Genomic DNA, 16,277 nt, shown 5'->3' with positions numbered 1-16,277 from the left:
AGCACCCCAGACCGTTCGTCTGGACGAAGACCGCCGACGAGATCCTCGACAAAGTCGCCGCCTACTGCCGACGAATCTCTGACTCAGGTCACTAGTAGTGCTTTGTTAGGTGGTGTCGTAGGGCTGCCATGGGACGGTCTGTCGGCAGGTGGGGCAGGTGCCGGTCCAGGTGGCGATGAGCTGTTGGAGGAGGTCCAGGGCCTGGTAGAGGGTCAGGCCCTGGCAGGGGCTTTTGGGTGTCTGCGCTGTTCGGTCAGGAACAGGTGGGCGGCGGTGACGAGGGTGACGTGCCGGTGCCAGCCGGCGAACGAACGGCCCTCGAAGTGGTCCAGGCCCAGGGCTGTTTTCAGCTCGCGGTAGTCGTGCTCGATCCGCCACCGGGCTTTCGCCAGCCGGACCAGATCCCTGGCAGGAATATCGGATGGCAGGTTCGAGATCCAGTACTGCACCGGTTCACGCTCGCCCTCGGGCCACCGGGCGATCAGCCAGGACAACCCGATCGTGCCGTCGGCGGCCGGTTTCGGGCGACGGCCCGCGAGCCGGACGCGCAGGAACACGAAGTGCGAGCTCATCGCCGCCTTCGATCCCTTGCGCCAGGTCACGGTCCGACCGCGGCCGCGTCCCGCGGCCAGTACGTGCTCGCGCAAGGACACGGGCCGGGTGCGGTAGCGGGGCAGCGGCCTGGGGCCGAGCCCGCCGTATTCGGGCTGGTGCGGCACCGCGTCCTGGCCGTGGGCGGTCATCTCGCCCTTGGCCTGCAGCACCCAGGCCAGGCCGCGTTCGTCCAGGCCGTGGCGGAAGTCGGCGTTCGCGCCGTAGCCGGTGTCGGCGACCAGGACAGCGGGCCGCAGCCCGGAGCCGGCGAGTTCGTCGAGCATGTCCAGGGCGAGCTGCCACTTGGGCCGGTGGCCCTCATCGTCGGGGATCCGGCATGCCTGCCTGCGGGCCTGGGCGTCGGGACCGTCCCAGGCGGCGGGCAGGAACAGACGCCAGGACAACGGGCACGAAGCCTCCTCGGAGGCGGCGTGGACACTGACACCGATCTGGCAGTTGCCGACCTTGCCCAGGGTTCCCGAGTACTGCCGGGCCACCCCGGGCGAAGAACGGCCGTCCTTGGGAAAGCCGGTATCGTCCACCACCCACACCTGCGGCTGCACGGCGGCCACCGCCCGCCACGCCAGCCGGGCCCGCACGTCCCTGACCTGCCACGTCGAGGTCGTCATGAACTGCTGCAACTGCTGGTGATCGACACCGAGCCGTTCAGCCATCGGCTGCATCGACTTCCTGCGTCCGTCCAGCAGCAGTCCCCGCAGATACAAAGCGCCCTTCGCCCGCTGGTCCCGACGCGCCAACGGCGCGAACACCTCCGCCGCGAACTCCTCCAACCGGCCCCGCACCGCAGCAAGCTCCCCAGCCCTCATACAGCCAGCGAACTACCAACCACCCACCACGACAAGACCACCTAACAAAGCACTACTAGCGCAGTGATTGTTCTTGGGGCGGTGGGTCGCCTTACCGATGGCTACTTGTCGGTGGTATAGGCGTTTGGCCGCCTCTTGGTCTCGAACGTCATTCATGGCGCATGGCGCATGGCGCATGGCGCATGGCGGCATGTCGGCGAGGTGCTCCTCGATGTGGTGAATCCGGCGCGGGGTCCCGTGTCATGTTGCTGGCCGCTTGCTCCGAGGCGTCAGGGTGTTCCGTACACGTACTCAGGAGGATCGATGGGCAAGATGACCGAGGCCGAGGCCGAGGCTGTGTTCGCGGAGATCGACGCGGACGGAAACGGGGAGATCCGTCTGCGTGAGCTGCGGGACTACGGGCAGGCCAACGGCGGTGTCGTCGACGGGGTGAAGCTCGCGGACTTCGTCCGCGGGGCAGACGAGGACGGCGATCGGCGGATCACCCTCACCGAGTTCAAGAAGTTCTTCGCCTGACCGATCGCCCTGCCGCGTACTCCTGCGGCAGGGATCACGGCGGCGCCCGCACCGGTTCGGTACGGGCGCCGTGGTGCGTGTGCTGTCCAGGCCTCGTCGGAGCTCGCGTCCGGCCCGCCGACGGTGCGGCCGTCGTCCAGGTCAACCGTGAGGGATTCGAACCCGACCGTTTCAAGGGCGGCCTCGGGGAGCATCGGTACAGCGGTTGACGCCGAGAACGATCATGGTCGTGGTGTGAGTGTGCTGACCCACGTCCCTGGCGAGCTGTGTCGGGATTCCCGCACGGTGAGTTGTCGGTTCATCTGCCGGCGGTAGGTGTCGTCGACCGGGTCGACCACCCGCAGCAGGTGCTCGGTCTTCGTGATTCGCCCGGGCCCCAGGAGGACCGCCACGCCCCTTGGCCCCTGCACCACAGCTCTGCCGACAAGGCTGTGCGCCGACCGGTCCGGTACGCCCTGGTGGTCCCGGCGCTGCCGGAGTCGGCCGAGGCGTCGGCGCCGCGGCCGACTGGTTCCCGGGCTCCTTTGCCGTTCCGGCATGTCAGCCGCCTTGGATGCTGTCTCACGTGGCGATCTTGGAGAGCTTCTTGTAGCAGGTCATGCTGCGGCGAGTCCGAGGAAGGCGAGGAAGTGACTGCCCTTGCGTTCATGGCGGACGGTCATGCGGCGGTATCCGAAGAGCCAGCAGATCGATCTCTCGATCTTCCACCTCTCGATCTCCCATCGGTGTCTTCCGAGGCGTTCGGAGGACTCCACGCCTGGCCGGGCGATCCGTGTCGAGTGGTACGCCTTGTCGGCCGGGTCTTGTCGGGGTGTCTCCGACGGGGGCCGCGGCGTGAGTGGACGGCCGGGATCCCGAGGATGAGCGGGCGAAGTGCTTGGACATCGTTGACGTTCGCGGCGGGCACCCCGACGACCACAGGCAGTCCCTGTACGTCGGTCAGAACGTGCAGTTTGCTGCCTGCTTTGCCTCGGTCGATCGGATTCGGCCCCGTCAGCGAACCCCCTTCTCGCGCGCACCGAGGCCGCGTCGACGATCACTGAGCTCCAGTCCGGTCTGCCGCGGGCTCCGGTCTCGTCCAGAACCACCCGGTGCAGCCGACGCCACACTCCGGATGAGGCCCAGAAGGAGAACCTCCGGTGAGCCGTCGCCGGCGACACTCCGAATGGCGGTGGAGGATACCGCCACGCGCACCCGCTGGTCAGCACGTACACGACGGTCGCGAACACGGCACGTTGGTCGATCGGCGCGGTGCCACCGTCCTGCGAGCGCGAGCGGAAGGACGGCAGTACCGGCTCGACCCTTGCCCATAGATCATCCGGCACGAGCCGCTGCGACAGATCCCCACCCATGAACGATCATGATGCCGCTGCGGGGCGGCCTCCGGCGACGGTCGGTGTAGGCGTTGGGCTGATTGCCTCCGCCACCTCAGAATGGGCACATGGCTCCTCCTTCCGTCGACCCGCGCCCGTTGAACGCCGACGAGCGCGCAGTGCTTCACCACGTCCTGTCGGCGGAGTTCGCCGGCGCGTCGCAACTGCGGAGTCAGCTGGACCACACCGAGGTGATCGCTGTCTGGGGGCCCGACTCCGTGAGCGTCGACCTGCAGGTGCGGGAACCTTGCGAGCATGCAGGACTGCCGAAAGAGCTCGTGCCTGTGGACGCGGAAGTCCATGACCCGTCCGGAGCCTACGTCGGCGAGATCCTCGTCTGGACGGACCAGGGAGCCACGCTCGCAGCCCTGGAGTTCGCCTGGGTCGCCGACGAGATGCCCACGTCTCTCCCGGTCATCGTGGACGGCCGCCTCAGCTGGCCAGCCTGACAAGCTGGTCGTCCCCACTCCGAGCGTCTACGGCCATCCGACGGGCAAGTAGGCCGTGTATCGAAAGTATTTTCTAGGAGATCGTCAGGCTGCCCGGCTACGGTGCGGGCATGGTGAATTTCGTGCTGGTTGCGGGTGCACGACTCGGGGCGTGGGCGTGGGGCGAGGTGGTGCCGTATCTGCGTGCGGCCGGCCACGGTGTCTATCCGTTGACGCTGTCCGGTCTTGCTGACAAGCGGGGTGTACCGGCGGGGCAAGCGACTCACGTCCAGGACATCGTTGCCGAGGTGGAACGCCAGGGTCTGCGTGACGTAGTCCTGGTGGGTCACAGCTACTCGGGCATCCCGGCCGGTCAGGCCGCGGAGCGGATCGGTGACCGACTGGCCCGCGTGGTATTCGTCGATTCAAGTGTTCCAGCTGACGGCAAGTCGTTTGTCTCCGCCTGGCCGGACGGTGGGGAGGCGGTGGAGGCATCGATCGCCGAGAACGGGGGGTTCTGGCCGCTCGCGCCAGCTGCTCACTACGACGGCGAAGGTCTCACCGATGAGCAGATCGCACGCCTCGTGCGTGGCTCGACGCCTCACCCAGGTGCCACGCTGACCGAGCCCGCTGTGCTGGCGGGGCCGCTCGGTGAACTTCCGGCGACATACATCCTCTGCGTGATGCCGGGGGCCGAATCCGACGACGCCGAGCCCGACGAAGATGTGGCCGAGCTGCTGAACAGCAAGCGCTGGCGGCTGGTCAAGATGGACACCGGCCATTGGCCGATGTTCTCCCAACCGCGCGAGCTGGCGCGGATTCTCCTCGATGCTGCCGTGGAGTGAGAGCACCTCCATGCCTGTGGGACGGTTTGGGACGCGCTTGATGTGTGCTGGTTGCAGCCATTCGTCGATGGCCGCCATGAGGACGGTTGCCTCAGAGCGGACCGCTGGCTTGTCGTATCGCGTGGCGACGGCGCGGTACCTCTTGAGGCGGTTGATCCCACACGCGACCGCGTGGCGCTCACGGTAGGCGACCGGGTCGGACTTTGGCGGCCGGCCGCCGCGCGAGCCACGCTGCTTTCGGTGATGTGCCTGGTCGACCTTGTCCGGGATGGTGCAGCGGATCCCCCGGCGACGCAGGTAAGCGCGGTTCTTGCGGGAGGCGTACGCCTTATCGGCACGCACCCGATCGGGACGGACGCGCGGCCGGCCCGGCCCGATGCGGAGCACGCGGACCTTCCTCGGCACGGGTTCGAACTGCGGTGAGTCGCCGCGCTGCCCGGCCGTCACCACGATCGACATGGGCTTCCGGCCCTGCTCGACGGCCAGGTGCACCTTGGTGGTGAACCCGCCGCGCGAGCGTCCCAGTCCATGATCACCGGGCTCGGTGAAGACACCATCCGGCGGTTCCTTCTGAAGGTCACCCTGCTTCCGGGCTCCAGCCGCGTGCTGATGGGCGCGGCACACCGTGGAATCGACGCCCAGATCCCACACGATCGCACCCTTCGTTCGCATCAGCCAGGGACTGGAGCCGGCCGAAGGTCCGGTGCCAGGTGCCGTTTCGCTGCCATCGGCGGAACAAGTCGTAGATCCTGTCCCGCGGGCCGTACTCGACGGGCACATCCCGCCACGGAACGCCCGTTCGGACCCGGAACCGTATGCCGTCGATCAACTGCCGCCGGGGCCGGACAGGCGGCCGCCCCGCCTTCGTCCCCGTCGGCAGCAACGGCTCCGGCACCGCCCACTGTTCATCGGCGAGATCACCCCGCCCCATGAGCGAGGAACCTTCATGGAGAAAGATCCACTTTCGGTGCAGGCCCTACTTCCACAGCCGTCGTACGGGTGGAACTCCGTATTCCCGACACGCCTCCGCATGTGATGCAGGAGGCTGCGCAGCCCGGTGCCGCCGACATCTTTCCGGAAGGACGTGCCCTCCACGTCGTCGTCATGCGTGCGGGGCAGTTATCGGGCCCTGCAGGAGGTTGTACACCTCCGGATCCGGGCCACAGGCCCGGGCCGTGCCGGTCGACGCGATCACAGCAGGCCCTGCCCCGGCAGCCAAGGCCGAGAAGACCCTGCGGAGTTCCACGAGGGCATCCTCGCTCGGTGGGGAGAGGCGGGGGAACCTGAAACGTTGTAGGTAGCGGTGTGCCGCCCTCGGCACGAGGATCGTGCTCCTGAGCTTGTTCTTCATCTACGCAGACGAGGCGGGTCGCGACGGAGGCGGGGTTGAGCCCATAGACCCCAACACCGAGTTCGAAGGCCACCCCATCTGTGACGACGTCCACGCCATCCGGGGCATCGTGTTCGACGGCAAGGCCCAGGCCGACACCCTGGGTTTCAAGGACTCGTCCATAAAGTCCCGGCCGGAACACGCCCCTGGAGACGCGACGACACCACTTCCCCTGCCCGCCGCGTCAGGGCCACGCGCCCGGACACGGTGGCTTGAGCCCCCTCCGCGCTCCGCCGGGAGCCGTACGAAAGGAAACACCCCTCGCCATGCGTAAGCGCAGCATCATCGGCACTGCTCTGGCCGCCGCCACCCTCGCCCTCGGCCTCACGTCCTCCGCTCAGGCAAGCAGCAGCACCGTCTGGGGCTGCAAGCCCGGGAACGTGTGCGTGTACTACTACACGTCCATCCCCAGTGCGGAAACCCCTCGCTACCAGACCGGCTCCGGCTTCAACCAGACCATGCGGATCCAGCGGCTCCTCAACAACGGCCGCACCCACCACATCTCCTACAGCGGCTCCTACTCCGGCGGCCACAGCTTCCGAGGATGCCTGCCCTACAACACCTCCAGCGGATCCCCGACTTCCGCGTCGTACATCAACCTGACCGGCTACCTCGGCCAGGACGTGTGGATCGATGAGGCCTGGTTCGGGTCCGGTAGCTGCGGCCTGGCCAAGCTTCAGATCCACCGCGTGGCGCAGGACACCAACCCCCATTGGGTCACCCTCGTCAAGTAGGACACCCTGACAAGGCGAAAACCAGGAAGAGACCGGGGCGGTGGAGGCCGCCTTCCCGTGGCAGGGACGCTGTCGGCCAGTCCGGCTCCTCGTGTGACGTCGGTCCCCATGACCACAACCGGGTCGTGGGGATTGGCGTCACACAGGGGGTGGGTGTTGATGTCGATGCGGCCGAAGGCCCGCGTTCTGTGAATGACGCGGAACACCGGTACAGGTGCCCTTCAGGTTGAGCTGGGAGGAGAAGGCCACCCTGAAAGAGCTCACTCTTTCAGTGCCAGGTGACGACGGCGACGTCGCCGCCCTCCGAGATAGCGGTGAAGCGGCGGCTGCCGATGCGTGGAAGTACGTGGGACACCCCCACGGGGAAGAGCTTTGCGGAATACAGCGACCGGTCCGCGTAGGCCAGCACATGGCCGTTTGCGAACCCCGCGATCACCGTGTCAGCTTCGGCGGCCAGCGCAGTCACGGGCGTTCCTCTGCGGTAGAGGTACCACTCCGGAAACCGGATCTCTCCGTTGCCCATGCCCTCGACCATGTCGTGTGGTGTCATGAACGCGGCTGCGGTGACGGCCCGTTGGCTGCGGAATTCCCGCAGCGTCTTCGCGTCGAACTGGTGGTCGAACGGTCCCTCCTTGTGAGGGTTCCATTCGGAGACCGGCCGCAGTTCGCCACCGTCAAGAACGTATTCCGTGACCACGCTCCGGTCGTCCGTCAGTGCGAAGACCAGCCCCGACGAATGGGCGGCGAGGAAGCGGGCTCCCGGTCTGCCCGTGTCGGCGGAGACCTGCACGATCCCCGTGCCGTCGAGGCGCAGGAGGATGCCGCGCGCGTCGAGGCACAGGAAGCCGCCGTCGCCGAGGCCGGTTGCCGAGGTGATCGGCGGCTCAGGGGCGAATGCGGCGATGGTCTCCCTGGAGGGTGTGCAGATGCCGCCGGCGGTGAGCACCGAGCCGTCCATGGGCGATACCGCCAGCGCGTGCTCGACGATGCCCCGACGGCTCTTCCACAGATCGTCCTGGCGCAGGTCCATGATCTCTCCGTCGTCGAGAACCAGACGGTCGTACCCGGAGCTGCGGACGGACACGGCCTGGACGACCCGGCGCCCGAGAGGAATGGAGCGTACGGTCACACACAGCTCCGGCCTCCGGATGCGCCACTGGAACGCGAAGTCCGGCCAGGACCAGCAGTGAATGGAGGCCCTGTCGATCAGGTAGAGGCGGTCTCCGGCGAGACTGAAGCACATGTCGGTGACGGAGTGATAGGTGGCGCCGCCTCTGTTCTCGTCGGCCGGGTCGACTTCGGACTCGTCGTCGAGCTCTTCGTACGGACGCCCGTTAGGGTGCAGCTCTCGTGCCCTCACGACAGATCTGTCCTCGTCCTCCTCGCATGTCTCGGCCTCGGTGTCGCTCCGGTTCTCCGCCTTGTCCCAGAGATCCGCGATTCTGACGGCTGCGAGCCAGCCGTGATCCACGTGCTTGGTGGTCTCCATCGAGATCACCAGCCACTGCCCGGTGGGATCGACGATCGGCGGGGCCTCGACGGTGCGTCTGCTGTACCAACCCGGGTCCAAGGCGACATCGGGATGTCCATCCCTCATGACGCGGAAGAAGCCGGCGCCGTACCAGGCCAGTCGCAGCACGTCCCCGTTCGGCAGGCGGACCAGATGTTCCTCGCCGTTCTCTTCCGAGGAGGCGGTGACGAATGGCCTGGGGTCGGTGAGCCGGCAGACGGGCCGTCCCTCGTCAGCGGTGGTCGGAACGGTGGTGCCCGGCACGGCCTCCCGCCCCGCGACGGTGCCACCGTCGCCGAGTCGCCACCGCACCGTCCGATCGGAGTAGGTCGCCTGTACGGCCTCGGCCTCGGCGACGACGGACAGCGGGACATCCGCCGCGCCGTACGGCAAGAGCAACTCGCTGCTGGTGGCCGAGCGAGCGGTGTGGTGGGCCAAGAGGCGTCCGGACCCGCGCTCCAGGCAGACGACCAGTTCTCCGCCCGGTGACAGGGTGTACTCCCAGCCGAAGCCTCCTCGCCGGACGAGCCGGACGGCCAGCTCGGCGTAGAGCCCGCGGTGCTCCCCGGACATCGTCCGGCACAGATGCTGGATGACACGGTGGACGTTGAACGTCGTGACACCCTCGTCCGAGGTCTCCGTCGGCTCCAGGAGCCACAACCGTTCCAAAGCCGCGAGAGATTCTCGAACCGCCAGTTCATCGCCGAACCGCAGCAGTTCCTCGTTGACGGCGTTCGGGGCGAGGAACAACTCGGTGGAGATCCCGGTAGCGGGCAGGTGAGCGCTCACGTGGAGGAGCACGGTGGCGAGGGGCCCCTCACGTCCTGCCTGGGCGAGCGAGGTCTCCAGGACGGCCCGGATGGTGAAGTCGGCATCGAGCCCGAGACCACGCTGGATCCGGGCGGGGTTGCGTGCGTAGAGCTCGGCCGCGTTCTCCTGCAGGGCTTCTCCGTAGGCGCCGAAGCCCATGCGCTGCCGGCGGCAGTACGCGCCTGCCTGGCGCAGAGCGAGGGCCAGGCCTCCCAGATGGCCGGCCAGTTCCACGGCGCCGTCACGGTCGTTGTTGCCCGCGACGGCCAGGAGCAGGTCGACGGACTCGTCGAGGGAGAAGGTGTCGAGCGCGATCGTACGCAGACCCTCTGCGTCCCACCCCTGGTAGCGCGAGGTGACGATGACGGAGATCCCGCTCTCCGTCGGCAGCAGCGGCTCCAGCCAGCCGGGCTGGTCGACGTTGTCGAAGACGAGCAGGACCTGGCCCGGATGCTCGGCGAGGATCTGATAGGCCAGCTGCACCACGTCCGCAGGAGCGACCCCCACCGTAGGGATGCCCAGAAGCGACGCGTAGGACAGCAGGTTTTCCACGGCGACCTCCCGCGAGTGCGCGGGGATCCAGCGCACCACCGCGAAGTCGGAGCGGTAGCGGTGGCAGAACTCCGTCGCGGTGGCCGTCTTGCCGACACCGCCGAGACCGTGGACGACCTGGGTGACGACCGCGGCCCGGTCTTCGTACACCGCCGCCTTCAGCCGGTGCAGTTCCTCCTCGCGGCCAAGGAACTGCGCCACTCGTGCCGGGACACCTGAGAAGCGCGGCACGGTGGCCACGACGGGTGCTGGGGCGGACGGAATGAGGTGGGCGGATACGGCAGGTACGGCTCCGTCCGACGAGCATGAGGGCACCGGTGAGTCAGATGGAGCGAGTCCGGGGACGGTGCCGAACTGCCGCGGCCACACCACCCCGGTCGCTTCACCGGCGGGGGCGGTGATGACGCCGGCGCTGTGCCGGGTGCCGGGAAAGCCGTACTCGGCCAGCACCGCGGTGAATCCGGGGTCGTCGAGGAGGCGGTGGACGGGTTCGGCGGTGAGGCGCCGCTCGCCCATGCCGGTGCCGTACTCGACAGCGACACCAACAAGGTGTCCGCCGCTGAAGATGGCGGCGCCGGAGGCACCCGCCCAGGGGCGCTCCTTCTGCCGCGCGGCGGCGGGCCAGACCTTGCAGTCCAGGACCCAGCGCCGGCTGGCGGTGGTCAGGGGGGCGAGCTCGCCACGGAGGCTCTCGTACTGGACGGCACCACCCGGAGTGGTGGAGAACGCCGGAATCCCGATCCCCGAGTAGGCCAGGGGACCAGCACCCTGAGGCTGGCCCCAGCGCACGGCCGACGTGTGTCCTTCGTCGGCTGCGGAGTCGAGATACAGCAGCGCGACGTCCGGCACGTCCGGGCTGTCGGGGCCGGCGTCAGTGGCCGGCCAGATGACCGTCGCGGTGCGCTGGTGGACTCCGGTGTCGGTGCGGGGGTGTCCGACCCAGACGGTGGCGCCTTCCGCGCGGATGCCGTCGTCGTGGACGACGTGGAGTGCGGTCAGTACCAGCCGGGGCCCGATGAGATATCCCGACCCCGACCCGCCCACGGGCTGGTCGGGCTTGATGTAGACCGTTCTCTGCGCGTCCACTGTCGTTCTCCCGGTACGCCTGCGCCTCTGGGTTCGTCACTGTTCAGGCGTCGCCGCCGGGCGGGGTGTCGGCTCCCGGCCGGCCGCCGGGCACATTCTGGCGGCGGATGCGGGCGGGCTGTCCGCCCAGGGCCTCGTCGCGGACGTTCAGCGTCAGGGTCAGCGTCTGCCGGTGGGTGACCCCGCCCCCGCCCCCGGCCTCCACACCACCCTTGGTGCCGAAGGCGCCGACCTCGACGCTGACCTTGCCGTTGCCGTCCTTACGGAACTCCACCTCCAGACACAGCTCGGCCTGCTCGACCTCGAACCGGAACTGCTCACCGGGGCTGGCATCCGCGGCCCTGTACAGCTCCTCGCGGAGCTCCGCCACCGCCTCGGACAGCATCACCTTCGCCACGATTACCCCTCCACCCCCACCCGCGGACGGCGCACTCGATCAGCCTGACCCGCAGTTTTCCTGATGACGCCTCACCTGCGCAGGCGAAACCTGAAACTCCGGCACGTGCTGCCAGGACTGTTCAGCGCAGCAGTACGCCCAGGCAAGGCACCGGGAGGGGAGGCGGTGTGACCCCGGCACGGTCTCTCGTCACATCGCGCGCCAGTGCCGCAGACCATACATCACAGTGATGGCGGGAGTCGGGCCCCTGCGGACTCATCACTGGCAGCCGAGCCGAGCCGAGCCGAGCCGAGCCGAGCCGAGTTGGATGTTGGCGGTGACGGCCGAGTGACCGTATCTCCCGGCTGGCTTCCGGCCGGACGGGGGCAGACCGGAAGCCGACTACGAGGGCATCGAGGCAGCCGCCCCAGGCCCTGGCTTTTCGGTCGGGGAGTGTGCGCATGAGTGTGTGGGGTGGGGGTAGGCGGCGTGGCGGAGCGCATGGATAACGCCCCGAGGCCGTCCCCACATGGTCTTCCCCCGCCCACGTGCGGACGGCCTCGTGACCGCCCCGCCCGGACCCCCCTCCTGGTGCGGGGCGGTCACCTTCTCGTGTACCGCCGTTGGGCGGGACGGACTGCAGGCGCGTCTTCCTCCTGCTTCCTGCTCCTCCTGTGGTGGCAGGGGCAGTCGCAGGTTTTGGCGCGGACGATGGTGATGCCGTGGACGACGACTTCGGCTGTACGGCAGGAGATGTGGACGTCCAGTTCGCAGGCCGGTGTCAGTGTCATCGCTGTCTCTCCGCGGCCGGCTCGTCGACGTATACGTACACAGGGCTTACGTCCCTGGCTCGTCCACGGATGCGGCAGACGGCCCAGGAACCTCTGGCCGCCGACTGTGCCGAGCGAGTGGATACGTGCGCCGGTGTCTGGGGTCGGGCCGTGGGTGCGGTGTCTTACCCGGCTGCTGAATCGCTTCGGCATGACCAGACGGTAGGCGCCTGTTGGTAGCGCGAGCGATGCCGTGTTCTCGAATGTTCTCGGATTCTGGCCGGATGGTCTCGCCTGGGCGCACGAAGGCGGCCGAAGGCCATGGCGCCGCTCCGCGACGGTGTCCAGGCTGGTGGGGGACATCAGCGACAGCGGCCGGGGGAGTACCCACGATGCGACGCCTGCGCTTCACCGGCACCGGCACCGGCACCGGCAGCAAGAACGGCGGCTGCCCCGCCCTGCACGAGGACGCCGACACCGGCGAGGTCATCGTCCAGGGCCGGCCGCTTACCGACCCGGACGACCTCGCACGGCTACGGCACTTCGGCCCCAGGACGCGGCGGGCGTCGTCCCCCGCGAGCTCCTCGTCCACCACGCCCCAAAGAGACGCACAGGGTGCCGAAGCTGATCACCCTGGAAGAGTTCGGACAGCTCTTCCACACCGTCGACCACGCCGCATGGCACCTGGAAACCCGCGGCCGCTACGCCTCCGACGAACAGGACGACGATTACGCCGCCTTCCTGCGCACCGGCAGGGCACCGATGGACCTGGACGGCGACTGGTGCCGCAACACCACCACCCAGTCCCGGGACGGAAAGTACGCCGGACGCGTCCGCATCGTCGACAACCCGTCAACTCCCGGCCAGCGATTCCTCCTGTCCTACGCCCACTGCAACGCCGCCACTGGCGAGGATGCCCGCGCCCTGTGGCGCACCGACGCCGAAGCCGCCCTCCTGCCCGCCGAGGACTTCTGGATCTTCGACTCCCGCCTCGTCGCCGTCCTCCGCTTCGACGGCCAGGACGTCCTCCACGACATCGAGGTCATCACCGAACCCGCCGAGGTTCTGCGCTACGTCCAAGTCCGCGTCGCCGCCACTGCCGCATTCCTGCCGCATCCCTGCCCTACGACACCTTCACCACCCGCCTCCGTACCGAATAGACGCCAGCACCGGTGAGCACGGACTACCAACAAGCACGCGAAACCCTCGGCACCCGCCTGCGAGAGCTGCTTCTGACCGCCGCCGGCGGTCCCGGCTCACCGGACCACAGCGCGCCCAACGCCTCGGCTGGCCTCGCTCGGAGATCTACAGACTCGAAGCCGGCCGCCCAACCGCCCGTCCCGACGACCTGACCGCCTGGGCCCACGCCACCGGACACCCCGAAACAACCGACGAACCCCTCGTCCGCCTCCGGAAGATCGGGCTTCCCTCCGAGTCCGGTCGTTGCGCGGCCCTGCTCTACATCTGCACCACGATGCCGGCGGGCGTCCTCGAACGGCTCTTCGGCATCAGCCCCGCCGCTGCCGACCGATGGTCAGCCGGAGCCGTCAGAACCACCTACACAGCCGAGGTGGCCCGCCGATCAGACGCCGGCGAAACTCTGGATCACTCCTGATGTCCTCAGCTGGTGCTGTCCTCGACGCCTCCTCGCAGGCCCCACTCATCCAAGCCGGAATAGATCAACGCGGTGCGGCCCTGCGGAAAGGAGAGGGCCTCGGCCTCACCTGTGTAGACTGCCACCAGCGAGTCGGCTCCTCGCCACCAGGTGTCGGCCAGCCCCATCACTTCGCGCACCGGCTCGAACCCGTCCAGCACGATGCCGTCGACATCGTCGCCGGTGACCTTGACGATCTGCTTCGCCCACATGGACGCGTGGCGGGTCAGCGCGAGCGACTCCACCCAGCCTTCGACGGTGGCATGGAGAGGCACCCACCGACCTGAGCGAATGCCGAACTCGCCAGACGGACCGATCCAGAACCCGTACGGGACCGCGCTCCTCTGCATCCCAGCCTCGAACCACCAACCTTCAGATTCAGAGCCTTCAGGGGAGTCTGCTTCGAGGTACCTCGGGCCGCCGTCGTACCGAGATGCGGGTGGTAGGACCAGACCGCCCCAGCGCTCCTCATAAGACGTCGTTTCACTTGGTGAGTCGTCGATAGACGAGGGAGTGTTCCGGCTTGCGTTCATAGCGGCAGTGGAGCTGATGGCAGCCAGCAGTGCCGTACCTCAACGGTGAACCTCGACATCTGTCATTCAGCGAAGTCGCCGCTCGCACTGCCACCATCGACGAAGGCAATCTATGGCCGGGTTGAAACTCCCTGGCCGCAGCCCTGCGTCGCCATTTACGCTCCGCCCATGCGCAGCGTCTACGTGTTCCCCGCTGGAGAGTCGACCGCGACAGCCGCACGGCTTGACCGGCTGATGCCCGGCAAGAACGGATACTGGACGGACGGGAAGCTCTACATCGACCTCGAGGATGAGCAGGACGGTCACCTGTTCGCCGGCTGGGATCCCGAGGACGTACGCCTGCTGGACTCCGCGCTCGACCATCGCCCGACCTGGGACCTGTTGGTCAGCGTCTCCAGCCACATCGACGGTACTGCTGAGATCCGCAACCTCCTGTCACACGTCCTCGAAGCTGGCGGCGTCGCCATCGACGACTACTCCGACCACTGCTGGACGCTCGAAGAGATCGACACCGAGTGCAAGATCGCTGGTCTGGGCTTCTTCGACTTCCGAACCCACGCCGCGCGGCACGGCCACCCGCCCTGGACCATCGCTCGCGCAAGTTCAGGAAGGCAGGTCTAGCCATGTTCGACCACGTCGTCGGGCTGCGGCCCGAGGAAGCGGCGCGATGGACCGCGCTCGTCGAGCAATGCCGGCCCGTCCTCGCGGGGGAAGGGATGGAAGCTGTTCAGGATCTGCTGGCTGAACGCGGCATGAGCATCATCCAGTCGATCGCGATCACTCGCGCATTGCTCGGTTGGCAAGAGACGTCTCTGCGTATCGCCATCGACATCGTGACCACGAGCTCCTCTCGCACAGCCGTCAGCGACGCCGACTAGAACGTCACTTGGTGAGTCGTCGGTAGTTGATGAGGCTGGTCGCGATGGCGGTGAAGGCGAGGAAGTGTTCCGGCTTGCGTTCGTAGCGGCGGTGGAGTCGGCGGCAGCCGGCGAGCCAGGACATGGTGCGTTCGATGACCCATCGGTGGCGTCCGAGTCACTGTGAGGTCTCAATGCCCCGGCGGGCGATCCGTGGCGTGATGCCGCGAGAGCGGAGCCATCGCCGCAGGTGAGGGTAGTCATAGCCCTTGTCCCCGTGGAGCTTGTCGGGCCGTCTGCGGCGAGGTCCGCGGCGGCTGCGGATCGGCGGTATTGACGCGACGAGCGGCTGGAGGGCGACACTGTCGTGAGTGTTGGCCGCGGAGATGGCGACCGCGACCGGCAGGCCGGACCGGTCGGTGACGAGATGGATCTTCGATCCGTTCTTGCCGCGATCGGTCGGATTCGGTCCGGTCAACAGCCCCCTTTGAGGGCCCGGACGCTCACCGAGTCGACGGCGAAACGCGACCAGTCCAGGTCCCCCTGGGCCCCGAGCTCATCCAGGATGACCCGGTGAAGGCGGACCCAGACCCGCTCCTTGCTCCAGCGGGCGAAACGTCGGTAGACCGTCGGCCAGGCCGGGCCGAACAACGGCGGCACCTGCCGCCACGTGCAGCCCGACGTGGCCACGAACGCGATCGCGGCCAGACACTCACGATCCCCGGCCCGTCGGCGGCCACCTCCTTGCGGGCGTATCACCACCGCCTCCGGCACCACCCTGCGGAACAACTCCCACAACTCATCGGGCACCAACCGCTCGGCAAGACTCGTCATGCCCAGCACAACGAACTGAACCGCCAAAGGAAACGACGTCTAAGAGGTCCTAACAGAAGCTGTTGATCATGTGACTGTCTGCTTGGTTGCTCGTTGGTCTCTTCGTGGCGAAGAGGAACTCCCGGCCGTGGATCGTGTCGGATGAACTGTGGTCGCTGGTCGAGCCGTTGTTGCCCCTCCCGGCGCCGAAGCTGGTGTCGGGGCGGCCGCGGGTTCCTGACCGGCAGGCTCTGTGCGGGATCCTGTTCGTGCTGCACACCGGCATCCAGTGGGAGTACCTGCCCCAGGAGCTTGGCTTTGGCTCCGGCATGACGTGCTGGCGACGCCTGGCGACCTGGAACGAGGCCGGCGTGTGGGACCAGCTGCACCTGGTCCTGCTCAAGAAGCTACGCTCGGCCAAGCAGCTGGACTGGTCTCGGGCGGTGATCGACTCCAGCCACGTCCGGGCCGCTCGACGCGGCCCAAAAGCGGACCCAGCCCGGTCGACCGAGCGCGTCCGGGCAGCAAGCACCACGTCCTCGTCGACGGACAGGGCATCCCGCTCGCCGTGTCGCTGACCGGCGGAAACCGCAACGACGTCACCCAGCT

At 67.9% G+C, this 16,277-nt stretch carries 11 protein-coding genes and 5 pseudogenes; 9 read left to right on the top strand and 7 right to left on the bottom strand.

Features of this window, described 5'->3' with window-relative positions; translation table 11 throughout:
* Positions 1–212: 212 nt before the first annotated feature.
* Positions 213–1,421 (bottom strand): IS701 family transposase, encoded by a 1,209-nt coding sequence (locus ACFQ8C_RS33110; protein WP_383465013.1) that lies wholly within the window; start codon positions 1,419–1,421, stop codon positions 213–215.
* A gap of 303 nt (positions 1,422–1,724) precedes the next feature.
* On the opposite strand from ACFQ8C_RS33110, the gene ACFQ8C_RS33105 reads away from it, so the two are divergent.
* Positions 1,725–1,937 (top strand): EF-hand domain-containing protein, encoded by a 213-nt coding sequence (locus ACFQ8C_RS33105; protein WP_383465010.1) that lies wholly within the window; start codon positions 1,725–1,727, stop codon positions 1,935–1,937.
* A gap of 596 nt (positions 1,938–2,533) precedes the next feature.
* Here ACFQ8C_RS33105 and ACFQ8C_RS33100 read toward each other — a convergent pair.
* Positions 2,534–3,289, bottom strand: a pseudogene (locus tag ACFQ8C_RS33100) (IS5 family transposase).
* 89 nt (positions 3,290–3,378) lie between these two features.
* Here ACFQ8C_RS33100 and ACFQ8C_RS33095 point away from each other — a divergent pair.
* A complete protein-coding gene (locus tag ACFQ8C_RS33095; RefSeq protein ID WP_383465007.1) occupies positions 3,379–3,759 on the top strand; it encodes a hypothetical protein in 381 nt (126 codons plus the stop codon).
* A gap of 110 nt (positions 3,760–3,869) precedes the next feature.
* Positions 3,870–4,583 carry an alpha/beta fold hydrolase gene (locus ACFQ8C_RS33090; protein WP_383465005.1) on the top strand — a complete coding sequence of 238 codons (714 nt, stop codon included), beginning with the start codon at positions 3,870–3,872 and terminating at the stop codon, positions 4,581–4,583.
* A gap of 51 nt (positions 4,584–4,634) precedes the next feature.
* Here the strand turns inward: ACFQ8C_RS33090 and ACFQ8C_RS33085 are convergent.
* Positions 4,635–5,514: pseudogene (locus ACFQ8C_RS33085) on the bottom strand (IS5 family transposase); the annotation flags it as partial.
* A 725-nt stretch (positions 5,515–6,239) separates the two neighbouring features.
* Between ACFQ8C_RS33085 and ACFQ8C_RS33080 the strand changes: the two are divergent.
* On the top strand, positions 6,240–6,707 hold the full coding sequence (locus ACFQ8C_RS33080; protein ID WP_383465002.1) for a hypothetical protein: 468 nt from the start codon (positions 6,240–6,242) through the stop codon (positions 6,705–6,707).
* A gap of 268 nt (positions 6,708–6,975) precedes the next feature.
* On the opposite strand, the gene ACFQ8C_RS33075 is transcribed toward ACFQ8C_RS33080, so the two are convergent.
* Positions 6,976–10,665, bottom strand: coding sequence for a hypothetical protein (locus ACFQ8C_RS33075; protein ID WP_383464999.1), 3,690 nt, complete (start codon positions 10,663–10,665; stop codon positions 6,976–6,978).
* A 43-nt stretch (positions 10,666–10,708) separates the two neighbouring features.
* Positions 10,709–11,062, bottom strand: coding sequence for a trypco2 family protein (locus tag ACFQ8C_RS33070; RefSeq protein ID WP_383464996.1), 354 nt, complete (start codon positions 11,060–11,062; stop codon positions 10,709–10,711).
* A 1,141-nt stretch (positions 11,063–12,203) separates the two neighbouring features.
* Here ACFQ8C_RS33070 and ACFQ8C_RS33065 point away from each other — a divergent pair.
* Both ACFQ8C_RS33065 and ACFQ8C_RS33060 read left to right on the top strand, forming a co-directional pair.
* Positions 12,204–12,987, top strand: a pseudogene (locus ACFQ8C_RS33065) (DUF6879 family protein).
* Positions 12,984–13,225: pseudogene (locus ACFQ8C_RS33060) on the top strand (helix-turn-helix domain-containing protein); the annotation flags it as partial. The pseudogenes ACFQ8C_RS33065 and ACFQ8C_RS33060, both read left to right, overlap by 4 nt.
* Positions 13,226–13,431: 206 nt before the next feature.
* Here the strand turns inward: ACFQ8C_RS33060 and ACFQ8C_RS33055 are convergent.
* Positions 13,432–13,740, bottom strand: a complete 309-nt coding sequence (locus tag ACFQ8C_RS33055; RefSeq protein WP_383464993.1) for a hypothetical protein — start codon at positions 13,738–13,740, stop codon at positions 13,432–13,434.
* Positions 13,741–14,166: 426 nt separating this feature from the next.
* On the opposite strand from ACFQ8C_RS33055, the gene ACFQ8C_RS33050 reads away from it, so the two are divergent.
* Positions 14,167–14,619, top strand: coding sequence for a hypothetical protein (locus tag ACFQ8C_RS33050; RefSeq protein WP_383464990.1), 453 nt, complete (start codon positions 14,167–14,169; stop codon positions 14,617–14,619).
* Between the two features lie 2 nt (positions 14,620–14,621).
* Positions 14,622–14,876 carry a hypothetical protein gene (locus ACFQ8C_RS33045; RefSeq protein ID WP_383464987.1) on the top strand — a complete coding sequence of 85 codons (255 nt, stop codon included), beginning with the start codon at positions 14,622–14,624 and terminating at the stop codon, positions 14,874–14,876.
* A 4-nt stretch (positions 14,877–14,880) separates the two neighbouring features.
* Here ACFQ8C_RS33045 and ACFQ8C_RS33040 read toward each other — a convergent pair.
* A pseudogene (locus ACFQ8C_RS33040) lies at positions 14,881–15,695 on the bottom strand (IS5 family transposase).
* Between the two features lie 98 nt (positions 15,696–15,793).
* Here ACFQ8C_RS33040 and ACFQ8C_RS33035 point away from each other — a divergent pair.
* A complete protein-coding gene (locus ACFQ8C_RS33035; protein ID WP_383464984.1) occupies positions 15,794–16,246 on the top strand; it encodes an IS5 family transposase in 453 nt (150 codons plus the stop codon).
* Positions 16,247–16,277: the final 31 nt, after the last annotated feature.

The sequence above is a fragment of the Streptomyces sp. NPDC056503 genome, from assembly GCF_042794995.1.
Taxonomy (GTDB): Bacteria; Actinomycetota; Actinomycetes; order Streptomycetales; family Streptomycetaceae; genus Streptomyces.
This window is presented reverse-complemented; position numbering and strand designations above follow the sequence as displayed.